We start from the raw sequence: 15,307 nt of genomic DNA on the forward strand, positions 1-15,307 counted from the left end.
AGGTATCCATATGACCTTCTTTCGTGCGGCCATTTGCGCCGCACTTTTTCTGGCAGTCTTTGCGCGCGGTCTTGCTGCTCAGGACGTCACCCTGTCTTCCCCGGATGGCGCAGTTGAAATCACTGGCACGCTGCTGGGATTCGACGGCGAGTTTTATCGGGTGCAGACCCAGTTCGGCGAACTCACCGTCGATGGTTCAGGCGTTGCGTGCGATGGGCCTGGCTGCCCCAGTCTGTCCGGATTTGTTTCGGAAATCACTTTGGCTGGTTCTTCCGCCATGTCAGAAGTTCTGATGCCTGCGCTGATTGAAGGCTTCGCCCTGCGAAATGGCTATCAGACTCACTTGGAGGCATTGCCCGACGGGAATTTCAGTCATGTCCTGCTGCGCGGGCAAAAGCCGGCCGCACGTTTCACTTTCCTGGCCAGTAATACCGATGGAGGATTTGCGGCTCTTATCGCGGATGAGGCGGATGTGGCGATGGCATTGCGGGAAATCCGGCCGCTTGAACAAAAGGCCGCCCGTGCCGCAGGACTGGGTGATCTGACCGGCCCGGGCCGCAGCCGTGTTCTTGCGTTGGACGCCTTTGTGCCGGTCGTGGCGCCCAGCAACCCGGTGCGCGAGATTTCCTTGCTTCAACTGGCAGGGATATATTCCGGTCAGATCACTAACTGGCAAACGGTTGGCGGTCCTGATGCCCCGATTTCGCTGCATATGCCGGTTTCCGGCTCCGGCCTCGCCCAGGCGGTGGAGGATCGGCTGATGGTACCTTTTGGAGCTGGGTTTACAACACGAATCCGCCGCCATGACCGCAGCAGCACACTTGCCCGCCGGGTTCTCGTCGATCCCTTTGCCATAGGCATCGCCAGCTTTGCCGAGAAAGGCGCGGCGCGGATGCTGACTTTGACCGGCCCTTGCGGGTTCTCTCTGCAGGCCAGCCGCCGGGCAGTAAAGACTGAAGACTATCCGCTGACGGTTCCCATGTTCCTTTACCTGCCGGCCCGCCGCCTGCCCAAGATTGCGCGGGATTTCCTGGCTTATGTGCGGGGACCTGCGGCGCAGGCAGTCATTCGCCGGGCAGGATTTGTCGATCAGGCGCCAGAACGGATCCCGGTCAGCCGCCAGGGCCGCCGCCTGGCAAATGCGATTCTGGCTTCAAAGGAAAAATCCGGACTGGAGGAACTTCAGCGGCTGGTGACCCTGCTGGGCGACATGCGGCGGTTGACCATCTCGTTCCGGTTCGAACCTGGATCAGCGCGCCCTGATGCGCAGTCCCGCAGCAACGTCGAGCAGCTGGCCCGCGCGCTGGAGGCAGGAGAGTTTGACGGAAAAGAAATTGTTTTTGCTGGGTTTTCTGATGGTGTCGGGCCATCTGAAGGCAATCGGCGGATTGCTCTGAAGCGGGCTGGTGCGGTTCGGGATGCGGTGATCAAAGCAGCAGAGACGGCAGATGCAACCCGGGTGCAGATCAGCACACATGGCTTTGGCGAGGCCCTGCCGATGGCCTGTGACGACAGCGAATGGGGGCGGCAGATCAACCGCCGGGTTGAGGTCTGGGTGCGCTGAGTACCGGGGTGGCGGGCGGGCTCCCGCGCATTTGACACGGCATCAGCGATGCCTTGTAAATCCTTGGGCCGGGCACCGCGCTGGCGCGCGCTGCGGCAGCGCTAGAGAAGCCCGCGGGCGCGAAAGCTTAACTCGGTGGATTTACCGATGATCAGGTGGTCGTGCAGGGTGATGCCAAGGGCGGTCAGCGCGGCCTGAACCTGATTGGTCATACTGAGGTCGCTGTCCGAAGGTGTGGGGTCGCCGGAAGGGTGATTATGTACTAAAATCAAAGCACTAGCGTTGATCTCAAGAGCCCGCTTGGCGACCTCCCGGGGGTAAACCGGGACATGGTCGACGGTGCCTCGCGCCTGTTCTTCGTCGGCGATCAGCACGTTCTTGCGATCAAGGAACAGGATACGGAATTGTTCAGTTTCGCGGTGCGCCATGGTGGTATGGCAGTAGTCCAGCAATGCGTCCCAACTGGAAATCACCTGCCGCTGCATCACGCGGGCGCGGGCCATGCGGTGGGCTGCGGCCTCCAGTACCTTAAGGTCGGTGATCACCGCATCGCCGATGCCCCTGATCTGGGCCAGCCGTTCCGGAGAGGCCGTTACAACCCGGTTGAAATCTCCGAAACTATCAAGAAGCAGCCGGGCCAGAGGCTTTACGTCGCGGCGCGGAATGGAGCGGAACAGGACCAGTTCAAGAAGCTCGTAGTCCGGCATTGCGGCGGCACCGCCCTGCAGGAAACGCTCGCGCAGGCGGGCGCGGTGGTCCTTGATGTAGGAGGGCAGGCGGCCTTGGGGCAGGGGGGCCGCAGGGATTTCGTCGCCGCCGGGAAACAGCGGCAGCGAAACTTCCTCGAATGCGGGATCCTTGGCCATGGCGCCATGGTGGTGCCATCTTGGTTGAGGAAGTGTTAATGTGGGCCGTGTTGCGGCAGCCGGGGGATGACAGGCGTGCACCCCCTGTACACCCCCTTATGCACCACCGCGGTGCGGCATGGGCTGTGAGAGAAGAAGGGACGGGGCAAAAAGAAAAGCGCCCCGAGTGGGGGGCGCTTTTGATTGAGCCGGTTTAGGCAAATGCCCGGGGCTCCGCCCGTTCGGCCCTGAAACGCTCCCCCGGAGCGTTTCCAGGACGGGCCTCACCCCTTCATGCCGTCCCAGAAGCTTTTCACCGAAGAGAAGAAGCTGCGGGACTCGGGGTTGGTGTTGTCCTCGGACATTTCCTCGAACTCGCGCAGAAGTTCTTTCTGGCGGGCAGTGAGGTTGACCGGAGTTTCCACCGCCAGTTCAATGAACATGTCGCCGGTGGCACCGCCGCGCAGGGCTGGCATACCTTTGCTGCGCAGACGCATCTGACGGCCGGACTGGCTGCCTTCGGGGATCTGGACCCGGCCGCGGCCGCCGTCGATGGTCGGCACCTCGATGGAACCGCCAAGGGCTGCCTTGGCCATGCTGACCGGCACCCGGCAGTACAGGTTGTTGCCGTCGCGCTCGAACAGGGCGTGCGGAGCAACCTCGACAAAGATGTAGAGATCACCGGGAGGGCCGCCGCGCAGGCCTGCTTCGCCTTCGCCTGCCAGGCGGATGCGGGTGCCTGTTTCAACTCCCGCCGGGATGTTCACCGACAGCGAGCGGTCCTTTTCCACCCGGCCGTGGCCGTGGCAGGATTTGCACGGGTTTTTGATGATCTGACCCAGGCCCGAACAGGTCGGGCAGGTGCGTTCAACGGTGAAGAAGCCCTGCTGCGCGCGGACTTTTCCCATGCCAGAACAGGTCGGGCAGGTTGTGGGTTCCACGCCGCCTTCGGCGCCGGTGCCCTCGCAGGAGGTACAGGAGACCGAGGTCGGAACCTTGATGGTCTTGTGCAAGCCGCCAAAAGCGTCTTCCAGCGAGACCCGCAGATTATAACGCAGGTCAGCACCGCGGGAAGCCCGCTGCCGTCCGCCGCCGCCACCGCGCTGGCCGCCCATGAAATCGCCGAACAGGTCGTCGAAGACGTCGGAAAAGGCGGAGGAGAAGTCGCCGCCGCCAAAGCCTTGGCCCTGACCGCCGCGCTGGCCGCCGCCCATGCCGTTTTCAAACGCAGCATGGCCAAAGCGGTCATAGGCGGCCTTTTTTTCGGCGTCCTTCAGGACGTCATAAGCCTCGTTGGCTTCCTTGAACTGCGATTCGGCGTCCGGATTGTCGGAATTCCGGTCGGGGTGCAGTTCTTTGGCCTTCTTGCGAAAGCCCTTTTTGATTTCGTCTGCGGTGGCGCCCTTGGCCACGCCCAGAACGTCGTAATAGTCGCGTTTTGACATCGGATAACCCCATCTGCCTCAACGAAAATGGGCCGGTCCGGGGTCCGGACCGGCCCGCTATGGCCTGCGTATCAGGCGTTAGCGTTTGTCGTTGTCCAGGTCTTCGAATTCCGCGTCAACGATGTCGTCATCCGCAGGGCTTGCGGTCTCATCCGCGGCGGCCGGCTCGTCTTCGCTGTCCGCTTCGGCCTGTGCTTTGTAGATCGCTTCACCCAGCTTCATAGCGGACTCGGTGACGTTCTGAATGCCCGCTTTGATTTTCTCGGCAGTCGATTTCTCGTTCTCCAGATCATCCTTCAGCGCGGCGATGGCCAGTTCGATCACCTCGACGGTCGACGGATCGACCTTATCAGTGTGCTCTTCCACGGCTTTTTCTGTCGAGTGGATCAGGCTTTCGGCCTGGTTCCGGGCTTCGATCAGCTCGCGGCGTTCCTTGTCCGCTTCGGCGTTCTCTTCGGCGTCCTTAACCATTTTTTCGATATCATCGTCCGAGAGGCCGCCCGATGCCTGGATGGTGATCTGCTGTTCCTTGCCGGTCGCCTTGTCCTTGGCGCCAACCGACACGATGCCGTTGGCGTCGATGTCAAAGGTCACTTCGATCTGCGGCAGGCCGCGGGGCGCCGGCGGGATTTCCTCGAGGTTGAACTGGCCGAGCATCTTGTTGTCGGCGGCCATTTCACGCTCACCCTGGAAGCAGCGGATAGTCACGGCGTTCTGGTTGTCTTCCGCGGTCGAGAACACCTGGGACTTCTTGGTCGGGATGGTGGTATTACGGTCGATCAGTCGGGTGAAGACGCCGCCCAGGGTTTCAATACCCAGGGACAGCGGGGTCACGTCGAGCAGCACCACGTCCTTGACGTCGCCCTGAAGAACGCCGGCCTGGATGGCGGCGCCCATGGCAACCACTTCATCCGGGTTCACACCCTTGTGCGGCTCTTTGCCGAAGAATTTGGTGACTTCTTCAATGACGCGCGGCATGCGGGTCATGCCGCCAACCAGAACCACTTCGTCAATGTCGGAAGCGGACAGGCCAGCGTCCTTGAGGGCCGCCTTGCAGGGATCCATCGAACGCTTGATCAGGTCGGAGACCAGGCTTTCCAGCTTGGCACGGGTCAGTTTCATCACCATGTGCAGCGGCTGGCCCGAAGACGGGTCCATCGAGATGAACGGCTGGTTGATCTCGGTCTGCGAGGTGGAGGAGAGTTCGATCTTGGCTTTCTCTGCGGCCTCTTTCAGGCGCTGAAGGGCCATTTTGTCCTTGGACAGATCGACACCGTTTTCCTTTTTGAACTGGTCCGCCAGGTAGTTGACGATACGCATGTCAAAGTCTTCGCCGCCCAGGAAGGTGTCGCCGTTGGTCGACTTCACTTCGAACAGGCCGTCGTCGATTTCCAGGATAGTCACGTCGAAGGTGCCGCCGCCGAGGTCATAAACCGCGATGGTCTGGGTTTCTTCCTTGTCGAGGCCGTAGGCCAGCGCAGCCGCGGTCGGCTCGTTGATGATGCGCAGCACCTCGAGGCCAGCAATCTTACCGGCGTCTTTAGTGGCCTGACGCTGTGCGTCGTTGAAATAGGCCGGGACAGTGATGACTGCCTGGGTGACTTCCTCGCCCAGGTAGGATTCCGCGGTCTCTTTCATCTTACCCAGGGTAAAGGCAGAGATCTGCGACGGGGAGTATTTCTCACCCTTGGCTTCGACCCATGCGTCGCCGTTGCCGCCGTTGACGATGGAAAACGGCACCATCTTTTTGTCTTTGGCGACTGCGGCGTCGTCGAACCGGCGGCCGATCAGACGCTTGACGCCAAACACGGTGTTGTCGGGGTTAGTGACGGCCTGGCGTTTGGCCGGCTGGCCGACCAGGCGTTCGTTGTCGGTAAAGGCAACAATAGACGGGGTTGTGCGTGCGCCCTCGGCGTTTTCAATCACGCGGGGCTGGGAGCCATCCATGATGGCCACGCAGGAGTTGGTGGTACCCAGGTCAATGCCGATAACTTTGCTCATTTGCGATCCCTTTTTACTACTCAAGGCGATTACCCGAGGCCTGAACCCGTTGCGGCATCCTGGCCCCGATGGAAGTTGCGGTTTGGTCTGCACCTTGCCGCGTCCCGGCGTATATAGGGAGCAGAAAACGCCCCTGCAAGCGCTCAGGCACGCTGAGATGCGTGAATCAATGCGCTTTTTTGCAAGGGTCATGGTTAAGGATGGATGAACGGCAATGACCTTGCTGCGTGTGCGCGGATTTGATGTCTACAAGGGGTTTCTTGAACCGGCCAGGCAAGCAGCGTTGATAGACGCGTTGCGGCCGGTGCTGAAGGCGGCGCCGCTGTTCTCACCCAAGGTGCCGGGGGGCGGGCAGATGTCGGTGCGGATGACATCGGCGGGGCAATTCGGCTGGTATTCTGACGCCTCCGGCTACCGCTATGCTGAGCAGCACCCCTCAGGGCGGAACTGGCCGGAAATCCCGGAGGCAATATTGGAGATTTGGCGGCAATTGACCGGGCAGGAGCGGGCACCGGAATGCTGCTTGCTGAATTACTATGGAGAGGGTGCGCGGATGGGGCTGCATCAGGACAAGGATGAGGCGGATTTCTCTTACCCCGTGGTATCCATCAGCTTGGGCGATGACGCGCTGTTCCGGATTGGCAACCTCAGCCGTGGCGGCAAGACGGAATCGGTCTGGCTCAACTCAGGCGATGCGGTGGTGATGGGCGGTGATGCGCGGCTGACATATCACGGGGTAGACCGGATCCGGTTCAAGTCCTCGCGGCTGCTGCCCAAGGGCGGCCGGATCAATCTGACGCTCAGAGTGGTTGCGTGACGCCGGCAGGGCGCAAAAGTTTTAAGGAAAACTTTTGCCAAGACTTTTTGAAAAGTCTTGGTCCGGGTTTTGCGGCTACCGCCGTGCGCTCCAACTGATGGAAACCTGGCGCCGGGTGTAGAATTCGCCCATCAGGCCGATCACGATCAGCACCAGCGCTACCCAAGCAGCATACTGCCAGGAACTGAAATGCGGGTTATAGTTGATAAAGACAAAGCCGCGGGCCTGGTCGATACAGTGAAACAGGGGGTTCCAGTCGAACATGGCAAGCATGAAACTGGGCAGCGTGTTGGCCAGGAACATCTTGCCCGACGCGATCATATTAGCGCGTTGGTAGATCATCGTCAGAATACTCACCAGCCCAGGTGCCCAGGGTTTCAGCACCAGGAACACCAGCCCGACGGCGGCGCCGGTGGTCCAGGCCAGCAAAATCATGCCAAAGGCGGGTATTGGCTCTTCGATATGCACGGGCGTGAATGCGACGTGGTAGACAAACAGGATGATGAACAGTGACAGCACTTGGATGTACAGCGCGCCGATTGCGGCAGATAGAATGGCCACCATCGTGTTCATCGGCGCATGCTGCATCATCGGGCTGCTGGGCCCCTCAGCACCGGCAACGGCACCGACTGTCTTGGTGTGAACCATGAACAGAAACACACCGGACATAACATAAAGCAGAAAGTCGCCGCGAATTGCTGAGCCGCGCAGGCCCAGCAGCGCGAACATGGCAAAAAACGCCCCGACGAAGAGGACGGCCTGCATGATGTTCAGCGCAAGTGCCGCAAAGGCATTATTGTGTTTGGAACGGACGCTGCGCACGACCGAATGGAATACCACCTCGCTAAGCGTGAGGAGCCCGGACAACGAGGATTGCTGCGTGCGCTGCTGAAACATGAGGCCTGTATTCTCTGCTCGAATTTGATGCGGCTGCTTGCCGTTCCGCTATCTGCGCATCATAAGGGGCAAGAGGCAAATTTTCAATTAAACCCATGTTAGGGAGATCTGCGTGACGTATGAAGACCTAGTGCCCGTGATCCGCCGCCTGGCAATTGAGGCCGGCGCAAAGATCATGGAAATCTACAATTCCGACGATTTCAACGTGAAGGTTAAATCCGACGAAAGCCCGGTAACAGCTGCGGATGAGGCTGCTGATGCGTTGATCTCGGCCGGGCTGCGGGCGGCCTTCCCGGATATGATGCTGGTCACCGAAGAACAGTCTGACTCGCACAAAGAGCGCGGCGATACCTTTCTGATCGTCGATCCGCTGGACGGCACCAAGGAATTCATCCACCGCCGCGGCGATTTCACTGTGAACATTGCGCTGGTGGAAAAAGGCGTGCCGACCCGCGGCGTGGTCTATGCGCCGGCCAAAGAACGGATGTTCTTTACCCTGGCGGATGGCAGCGCGGTTGAGGAAACCGGTGTGTTTGATCCGCACACCATCGGTGAAACCCGAGCGATCCGGGTCGCCGGCAGCGATAATGCTGCGCTGATGGTGGTGGCGTCGAAATCGCACCGCGATCAGGCAACCGACGATTACATCGGCAAGTACAAAGTGAAGGATAGCAAAAGCGCCGGCTCATCGCTGAAGTTCTGCTTGGTGGCCACTGGTGAGGCGGATCTGTATCCGCGTGTGGGCCGCACTATGGAATGGGACACAGCTGCCGGTCACGCGGTGCTTGCCGGCGCTGGCGGCAAAGTGGTGCGTTTTGACGATCACTCCCCGCTTGTTTACGGCAAGGAAGGTTATGCGAACCCGTTCTTCATTGCCTATGCACCGGCTGTGGAGCTGAAGAAAGCCTGATGTCTGTCCTGATCGTCATCCCCGCCCGCTACGCCTCGACCCGCTACCCCGGCAAGCCGCTGGTGCCGCTGACCGGTGCCACCGGTGAGGCCCGCACGCTGGTGGAACGCTCCTGGCGGGCGGCCTGTTCGGTGCAAGGCGTGGACAGGGTGGTGGTGGCGACCGATGATGATCGCATCAGGCAGGCAGCCGAAGCCTTTGGTGCCGAAGTGGTGATGACTTCGGAGACCTGCGGCAATGGCACTGAACGCTGCGCCGAGGCGCATGCAGCGCTGGGCAGCGGTTATGAGATTGTTGTGAACCTGCAGGGCGACGCTCCGCTGACGCCGCACTGGTTTGTCGAAGATCTGGTGGCGGGGCTGCGCGCAGCGCCCGGCATGGGGCTGGCTACACCGGTGCTGCGCTGCAATGGCGAGACGCTGAACAGTCTTCTGGCCGATCGCAAGGCCGGCCGGGTTGGCGGCACCACCGCAGTATTTGCCGAAGACCGCAGTGCGCTCTATTTCACTAAAGAAGTGGTTCCGTACTGCGCGCAGACCTTTGGTGATGGCGAAAACACGCCGGTCTTTCACCATGTCGGCGTCTATGCCTACCGCCCGGACGCCTTGGCGGCGTATTCTGGCTGGACGGCGGGGCCGCTGGAGAAACTGGAAGGGCTGGAACAGCTGCGCTTCCTGGAGAACGGCCGCAAAGTTCTGTGTGTCGAAGTCGAAGCCCGAGGGCGCGAGTTTTGGGAGCTGAATAACCCGGAAGATGTGCCGCGGCTGGAGACGATGATGAAGAAGATGGGTCACGAGTAGGCGAAGAATGGTAAAAGGTACTGACACAGGCAGAAGCACACTGATGGGATGCAGCCCGGGGCCGCTGGCAGCCGCATCGCGAATTGTTGGGGACAGCCAGGTCTAGCGGAGCTTTATCTCTCCTCACTTGCGGGGAGGGCGGTATCCGGCCTGGAATTTTAGTATTGAGAGAGCGCCATGCGTAAAAAGGTAACTAAGGCAATTTTTCCCGTTGCAGGTATGGGAACACGTTTCCTTCCCGCAACCAAATCCGTTCCGAAAGAAATCATGACACTGGTCGACCGGCCACTGGTGCAATACGCCATTGACGAGGCGCGCGCGGCCGGGATCAAGGAGTTCATCTTTGTCACGTCGCGCGGCAAAGGTGCACTGGAAGATTATTTTGACCATTCACCCGTTCTGGAGCAGGAACTGCGTAAAAAGGGCAAACAGGATCTGCTGGATTTGCTGCAAGGCACCAATATGGAATCCGGTGCCATCGCCTATATCCGCCAGCACAAGGCGCTGGGCCTGGGCCATGCGGTCTGGTGCGCCCGCCGGCTGATCGCCAATGAACCCTTTGCGGTGATCCTGCCGGATGATGTGATCGCGGCGGAAAAACCCTGCTTGCAGCAGATGGTCGAAGCCTACGAGGAAACCGGCGGCAATATGGTGGCTGCGATGGAGGTTCCGCCTGAAAAGACGTCCTCTTACGGTGTGCTTGACGTGAAGGACGACATGGGCCAGGTGGTTGCGGCCAATGGGATGGTAGAAAAGCCAAGTGCAGGCGAGGCGCCTTCAAACCTGGCTGTGATCGGCCGCTATATCCTGTCGCCTTCTGTATTGAAAAACCTCAACAAGATGAAGTCGGGTGCGGGCGGCGAGATCCAGCTGACCGATGCCATTGCCGAGGACATAGCGCAGGACGTGCCGGTTTACGGCTACCGGTTCCGCGGCCAGCGGTTTGATTGCGGTTCCAAGGCAGGCTTTTTGCAGGCCACAGTGGCCTTTGCGCTGGCGCGTGAAGAGTTGCGGGATGATCTGATGAACTACATTTCCGAAATCGCGCAGGTTGGCAAAGCCGCGCAATAACGACTCTGGCCGCCTCCCGGGGCGGCCCTGCATGGGGCAAAGACAGTGACACATATCCTGGTGACCGGCGGTGCCGGCTATATTGGTTCGCATGCTTGCAAGGCACTGAAAGCGGCGGGTTACACCCCGGTAACCTACGACAACCTGGTGACCGGCTGGCAGAACGCGGTGAAGTTCGGCCCGTTTGAGCAGGGCGACTTGAATGACCGGGCGCGGCTGGATGAGGTCTTTGCCAAGTACCGACCGGCTGCTGTGATGCATTTTGCGGCGCTCAGCCAGGTTGGCGAAGCGATGAGCGAGCCGGGCCGCTATTGGGCGAACAACACCGGCGGGTCGCTGAACCTGATCGAGGCCGCAGTGGCTGCGGGCTGTCTGGACTTCGTGTTCTCCTCGACCTGTGCGACCTATGGCGAGCATGACAATGTGGTGCTGGACGAGAACACGCCGCAGCTGCCACTGAATGCCTATGGCGCCTCCAAGCGTGCGGTGGAGGATATCCTCAAAGATTTTGGAGCTTCGAACGGGTTGCGTTCGGTGGTTTTCCGCTATTTTAACGTAGCGGGTGCTGATCCAGAGGCTGAAGTGGGCGAGTTCCACCGTCCCGAAACCCATCTGGTGCCGCTGGTGCTGGATGCTGTTGCAGGCAAGCGCGATGCGCTGACCATTTTCGGCACTGATTACGATACCCCGGACGGCACCTGCATCCGCGACTATGTGCATGTCTGCGATCTGGTGGATGCGCATGTGCTGGGGCTGAAGTGGCTGGAAGAAGGCAAGGGAAGCCAGGTGTTCAACCTTGGCACCGGTTCTGGCTTTTCTGTGCGCGAAGTGATGGACAAGGCCGAGGCGGTGACCGGTCAAAAGGTGCCGTGCAACACGGGTGAGCGCCGGGCGGGAGACTGCACCAAGCTGGTGTCGGGCTCGACACGGGCGGTCACCGATCTGGGTTGGGAGCCGCGCCGCTCAACCCTGGAGATGATGATCGCCGATGCCTGGGAGTGGCATAAGACAGGTTATTACGAGGCCTAAGTATAACATGATGCGCTCCGCTGCTGCTGACATGCCGCCCCTGGGCCTTGCTGGGGCCTACAGGATGCGGTGGAAACGGCGGCGGATGCTGTGGCGGGCATTGCGTGCCCGGCGTCAGATGCGCAAAATGGCTGACCGTACAGACCAGATCCCCGCAAACGGGGTTCTGGTCTTTATCGTTTTACGTAACGAGATCAGCCGTCTGCCTTTTTTCCTGGAGTCTTACCGGCGGCTGGGTGCCGCGCATTTCCTGGTTGTCGACAATGGCAGCGATGACGGCAGCGCCGAACTGCTGGCAGATCAGCCGGATGTCTCTGTGTGGCAGACTGCTGCCAGCTACCGGGAAGCGCGCTTTGGCCTGGACTGGCTGGGCTGGCTGCTGATCCGCTACGGCCATGGCCGCTGGTGCCTGACAGTCGATGCGGATGAGCTGTTGGTCTATTCCGGTATGGAAGAACACGGGCTGGACGACCTGACGCAAAACCTGGAACAGCAAGGGCGTCAGGGCTTTGGCGCACTGATGCTTGATCTCTACCCCAAGGGACCGCTGGGCGGGCAAAGCTATGCACCGGAACAGGATCCGTGTGAAATTCTGCAATGGTTTGATGCGGGGCCGTACCGGGCCGTTCGGCAGCAGCCGATGGGCAACCTCTGGGTACAGGGCGGCGCCCGCGAGAGAGTGTTTTTCCAAGAGCAGCCGGAACGGTCCCCGACGCTGAACAAGCTGCCGCTGATCCGTTGGAACCGCCGCTATGCCTATATGAACTCAACCCATTCGCTGCTGCCGCCGCAAATGAACGCGCTCTATAACGGGCCAGGAGGGACGGAGCCCTCAGGGATACTGCTGCATACCAAGTTCCTGCCCGAGATTGTTTCCAAGTCAGCAACAGAAAAGCAGCGGCAGCAGCACTTTCACACTCCGCTGCAGTTTGACGGCTACTACGATGGGATCTCGGGAACTCCGGATTTGTGGTATTCTGGATCGGTTCGGTACCAAGATCCGGAACAACTGGCAGCGCTTGGGTTGATGACACCGATCAACTGGTGAATTACCGAACGGCCACTGAACTGTTGCAGTCAGGCCGTGCGGATGCGTAACTGTTTCTAAATTCGTTGTTAATACAATACTCCCGTGACATATTGCGCGGAAACTTGAGGCAGGTCCTGTTAGGCCTGAACGGGTGAGCGCGCTCCCTGGATATTGGTTTGGAGTGAACGTGGGGCTTTGGGATTCTTACCGGATGCGGTTGCGGCGCAAGCGGCGTCTGGTCCGTGCGGTGCGCAAATCCAGTGAGCTGACCGCTGTGCAGGACAACACCAAAGCTATCCGGCCGGGGGATATCCTGCTGGTCTGCACCATGCGCAACGAGCAGATCCGGCTGCCCTATTTCTTGCAGTATTACCGCGGCATGGGGATCAACCATTTCCTGTTTGTCGACAATGGTTCCACCGACGGCAGTGCCGACTATCTGCGCGGCATGGGCGATGTTTCGCTGTGGCACACCACGGCGAGCTACAAGCGTTCAGGTTTCGGCATCGATTGGATGAACGGCCTGAAACGCAAATATGCGCATGGGCATTGGGTTCTGGTGGTCGATCCGGATGAGTTTTTTATCTACCCGTTTTGCGACACCCGGCCGATCCGCGCTTTGACTGACTGGTTGGACAATTCCGCGATCCGCAGTTTTTCGGCTATGCTGATTGATGTCTATCCCAAGGGCAGGATTGGCGAGGTGCCGTATCAGCCGGGGCAGAATCCTTTGGAGATTGCCCATTGGTTTGACAGCGGCAACTATACAATCAGACGCAACCCGGAATACGGCAATTTGTGGATTCAGGGCGGGCCGCGGTCGCGGGTGTTTTTTGCAGACCAGCCCCAACGGGCGCCGGCGCTGAACAAGATACCTCTCGTCAAATGGCACCGCCGCTATGCCTATGCCAGCTCTACCCACGCGCTGCTGCCGCGGGGATTGAACCAGGTCTATGAGGCTGATGGCGGTGAAAAGGCCAGCGGCGCGCTGCTGCATACCAAATTCCTCGATATCTTTACCGTAAAGGCGCAGGAGGAGCTGGTCCGCGGGCAGCATTATGCCGGCTCCACCGAGTATAAGGCCTATGCAGGCAAACTGGTGGAGCAGCCGGAGCTGTGGTGCAAATGGAGCGAGAAGTACATCAACTGGCGCCAGCTTGAGATTTTGGGAATGATGTCCAAAGGAAACTGGGCATGAGCGCGGTTGGGGTCGTCATGCTTGTGCATACCGCACTGGATCGGGCTGCGCAGGTGGTGCGGCACTGGACCGCCAGCGGTTGCCCGGTGGTGCTGCATGTGGACCGCAACGTCGGGCATCAGGCGTTCACCCGTTTCAAAGATGTGCTGGCGGATGATCCGCTGGTCCGGTTTTCCGCCCGCCACCGGTGCGAATGGGGCACTTGGGGAATTGTTGCGGCGTCGCAATCGGCGTCCGAGGTGATGCTGGCGGAGTTTCCGTTAGTGCGCCATGTCTATCTGGCCTCCGGGTCGTGCCTGCCGCTCCGGCCTGTGCAGGAGCTGATCGATTACCTGGCTGCCCGCCCGCGCACCGATTTCATCGAAAGCGCCACCACTGCGGATGTGCCGTGGATTGTCGGCGGGCTCAGCCACGAGCGGTTCACCCTGCGGTTCCCGTTCTCCTGGAAGAAACACCGCTATCTGTTCGACCGCTACGTGGATTTGCAGCGCAAGTTGCGCATCAGGCGCCGGATTCCCCCCGGGCTGGTGCCGCATATGGGGAGCCAGTGGTGGTGCCTGACCCGGCAAACCCTGTCGGCGATCCTGGAGGATCCTGAACGCCCGGTTTATGATGCCTATTTCCGCAAGGTCTGGATTCCGGATGAAAGCTATTTCCAGACTTTGGTGCGGCAGTATTCCAGCAATATCGAAAGCCGCTCGCTGACGCTGTCGAAATTCGATTTCCAGGGTAAGCCGCATATCTTCTACGACGATCATTTGCAGCTTCTGCGCCGGTCAGACTGCTTTGTTGCCCGCAAGATCTGGCCACATGCAGAACGTCTGTATCAGGCGTTTCTGACCGACCCTGCCGGCGCGATGAAGCGGACCGAACCTAACCCGGGTAAAATCGACCGGATTTTTGCCAAGGCGGTAGAGCGGCGCACCCGCGGCAGACCCGGTTTATACATGCAAAGCCGGTTTCCCGGCCAAGGCTCGGAGAATGGCATCACTTCCAGCCCCTATTCAGTGTTTCAGGGCTTTACCGAACTGTTCGACGATTTTGAAACCTGGCTGGCTCGAACCACTGGGGCGCGTGTTCATGGGCATATATTTGCACCGGATGGGGCGGCGTTTTCCGAAGGGCAGAGATTGGTCAATGGGTGCCTCAACGGCCATGCCAGGGTCCGTGACTACAATCCAGAGAGCTTTCTCACCAGCCTGATTTGGAACACCCGCGGCGAACGGCAGTGTTTTCAGTTCGGGCCAGGGGACAACCAGGCAGTGAACTGGCTGCTGGCACGGGATGCAAATGTGCAGATTTCTGTCATCAGCGGTGCCTGGGCAGTGCCGCTGTTCAAATCCAACCGCAACTTCACAGAACTCCGGCAGGAAGCGGCAAAGCTGCAGCAGACCGAGGCTGAGCAATTGCAGATCCTGCGCTCGCAATGGACCAAGGCACGGGTCCGGATCTGGAGCATGGCGGAGTTCGTAGAGGCGCCAATGGAACCATTGCAGACGATCATTGACGAAATCGGTCCTCTTGCGGCGCGTCATCTGAGCGAGGCTCCCAAGATGACGGACCTTGAGGGCTTTGGACAGTTTTTGCAGAACCTGAAAAACCAGGGCATGCACCCCTACTTGATGGGGGATTTCCCGGTTGAGCAAAGCCCTGTCAGCCTCTCCAAGCCGCAACGCAAACCCTATCTGGTACGATAAATT

At 59.8% G+C, this 15,307-nt stretch carries 13 protein-coding genes; 9 read left to right on the forward strand and 4 right to left on the reverse strand.

The window, feature by feature from the left end; all coding sequences use genetic code 11:
• The first annotated feature begins 10 nt into the window (after positions 1-10).
• Entirely contained in the window at positions 11-1,564 is a 1,554-nt protein-coding gene (locus L1069_RS01875; RefSeq protein ID WP_237454593.1) for a phosphate ABC transporter substrate-binding/OmpA family protein, read from the forward strand.
• Positions 1,565-1,665: 101 nt separating this feature from the next.
• On the opposite strand, the gene radC is transcribed toward L1069_RS01875, so the two are convergent.
• The 3 genes from radC to dnaK all read right to left on the reverse strand — a co-directional run bounded on the left by radC (position 1,666) and on the right by dnaK (position 6,047).
• On the reverse strand, positions 1,666-2,430 hold the full coding sequence (gene radC, locus L1069_RS01880) for a DNA repair protein RadC (protein ID WP_129372606.1): 765 nt from the start codon (positions 2,428-2,430) through the stop codon (positions 1,666-1,668).
• Positions 2,431-2,693: 263 nt separating this feature from the next.
• Complete coding sequence (gene dnaJ, locus L1069_RS01885) at positions 2,694-3,854, reverse strand: molecular chaperone DnaJ (protein WP_027257040.1); 1,161 nt, start codon at positions 3,852-3,854, stop codon at positions 2,694-2,696.
• 78 nt (positions 3,855-3,932) lie between these two features.
• A complete protein-coding gene (dnaK, locus tag L1069_RS01890) occupies positions 3,933-6,047 on the reverse strand; it encodes a molecular chaperone DnaK (protein ID WP_275423043.1) in 2,115 nt (704 codons plus the stop codon).
• A gap of 22 nt (positions 6,048-6,069) precedes the next feature.
• On the opposite strand from dnaK, the gene L1069_RS01895 reads away from it, so the two are divergent.
• Complete coding sequence (locus L1069_RS01895; RefSeq protein ID WP_211037623.1) at positions 6,070-6,672, forward strand: alpha-ketoglutarate-dependent dioxygenase AlkB; 603 nt, start codon at positions 6,070-6,072, stop codon at positions 6,670-6,672.
• Between the two features lie 75 nt (positions 6,673-6,747).
• Here L1069_RS01895 and L1069_RS01900 read toward each other — a convergent pair whose 3' ends face one another.
• Positions 6,748-7,569 carry an ABC transporter permease gene (locus L1069_RS01900; RefSeq protein WP_129372603.1) on the reverse strand — a complete coding sequence of 274 codons (822 nt, stop codon included), beginning with the start codon at positions 7,567-7,569 and terminating at the stop codon, positions 6,748-6,750.
• Between the two features lie 112 nt (positions 7,570-7,681).
• Here L1069_RS01900 and cysQ point away from each other — a divergent pair, with 112 nt between their 5' ends.
• The 7 genes from cysQ to L1069_RS01935 all read left to right on the forward strand — a co-directional run bounded on the left by cysQ (position 7,682) and on the right by L1069_RS01935 (position 15,304).
• The gene (gene cysQ, locus L1069_RS01905; RefSeq protein ID WP_129372602.1) at positions 7,682-8,479 is read left to right on the forward strand and encodes a 3'(2'),5'-bisphosphate nucleotidase CysQ; all 798 of its coding nucleotides are present in this window, start codon (positions 7,682-7,684) and stop codon (positions 8,477-8,479) included.
• On the forward strand, positions 8,479-9,279 hold the full coding sequence (locus tag L1069_RS01910) for a manno-octulosonate cytidylyltransferase (protein WP_237454594.1): 801 nt from the start codon (positions 8,479-8,481) through the stop codon (positions 9,277-9,279). Before cysQ ends, L1069_RS01910 begins: the two co-directional genes overlap by 1 nt.
• 177 nt (positions 9,280-9,456) lie before the next feature.
• Entirely contained in the window at positions 9,457-10,350 is an 894-nt protein-coding gene (galU, locus tag L1069_RS01915; RefSeq protein WP_024092080.1) for a UTP--glucose-1-phosphate uridylyltransferase GalU, read from the forward strand.
• Positions 10,351-10,395: 45 nt separating this feature from the next.
• On the forward strand, positions 10,396-11,379 hold the full coding sequence (gene galE, locus L1069_RS01920; protein WP_237454595.1) for a UDP-glucose 4-epimerase GalE: 984 nt from the start codon (positions 10,396-10,398) through the stop codon (positions 11,377-11,379).
• 7 nt (positions 11,380-11,386) lie between these two features.
• On the forward strand, positions 11,387-12,427 hold the full coding sequence (locus L1069_RS01925; RefSeq protein WP_129372599.1) for a glycosyltransferase family 2 protein: 1,041 nt from the start codon (positions 11,387-11,389) through the stop codon (positions 12,425-12,427).
• Positions 12,428-12,620: 193 nt separating this feature from the next.
• Positions 12,621-13,607, forward strand: a complete 987-nt coding sequence (locus L1069_RS01930) for a glycosyltransferase family 2 protein (RefSeq protein ID WP_211037628.1) — start codon at positions 12,621-12,623, stop codon at positions 13,605-13,607.
• The gene (locus L1069_RS01935) at positions 13,604-15,304 is read left to right on the forward strand and encodes a beta-1,6-N-acetylglucosaminyltransferase (protein WP_129372598.1); all 1,701 of its coding nucleotides are present in this window, start codon (positions 13,604-13,606) and stop codon (positions 15,302-15,304) included. The genes L1069_RS01930 and L1069_RS01935 overlap by 4 nt, the downstream gene beginning before the upstream one ends.
• Positions 15,305-15,307: the final 3 nt, after the last annotated feature.

Source organism: Leisingera sp. MMG026, assembly GCF_021654205.1.
In the GTDB taxonomy this organism is placed as follows: domain Bacteria; phylum Pseudomonadota; class Alphaproteobacteria; order Rhodobacterales; family Rhodobacteraceae; genus Leisingera.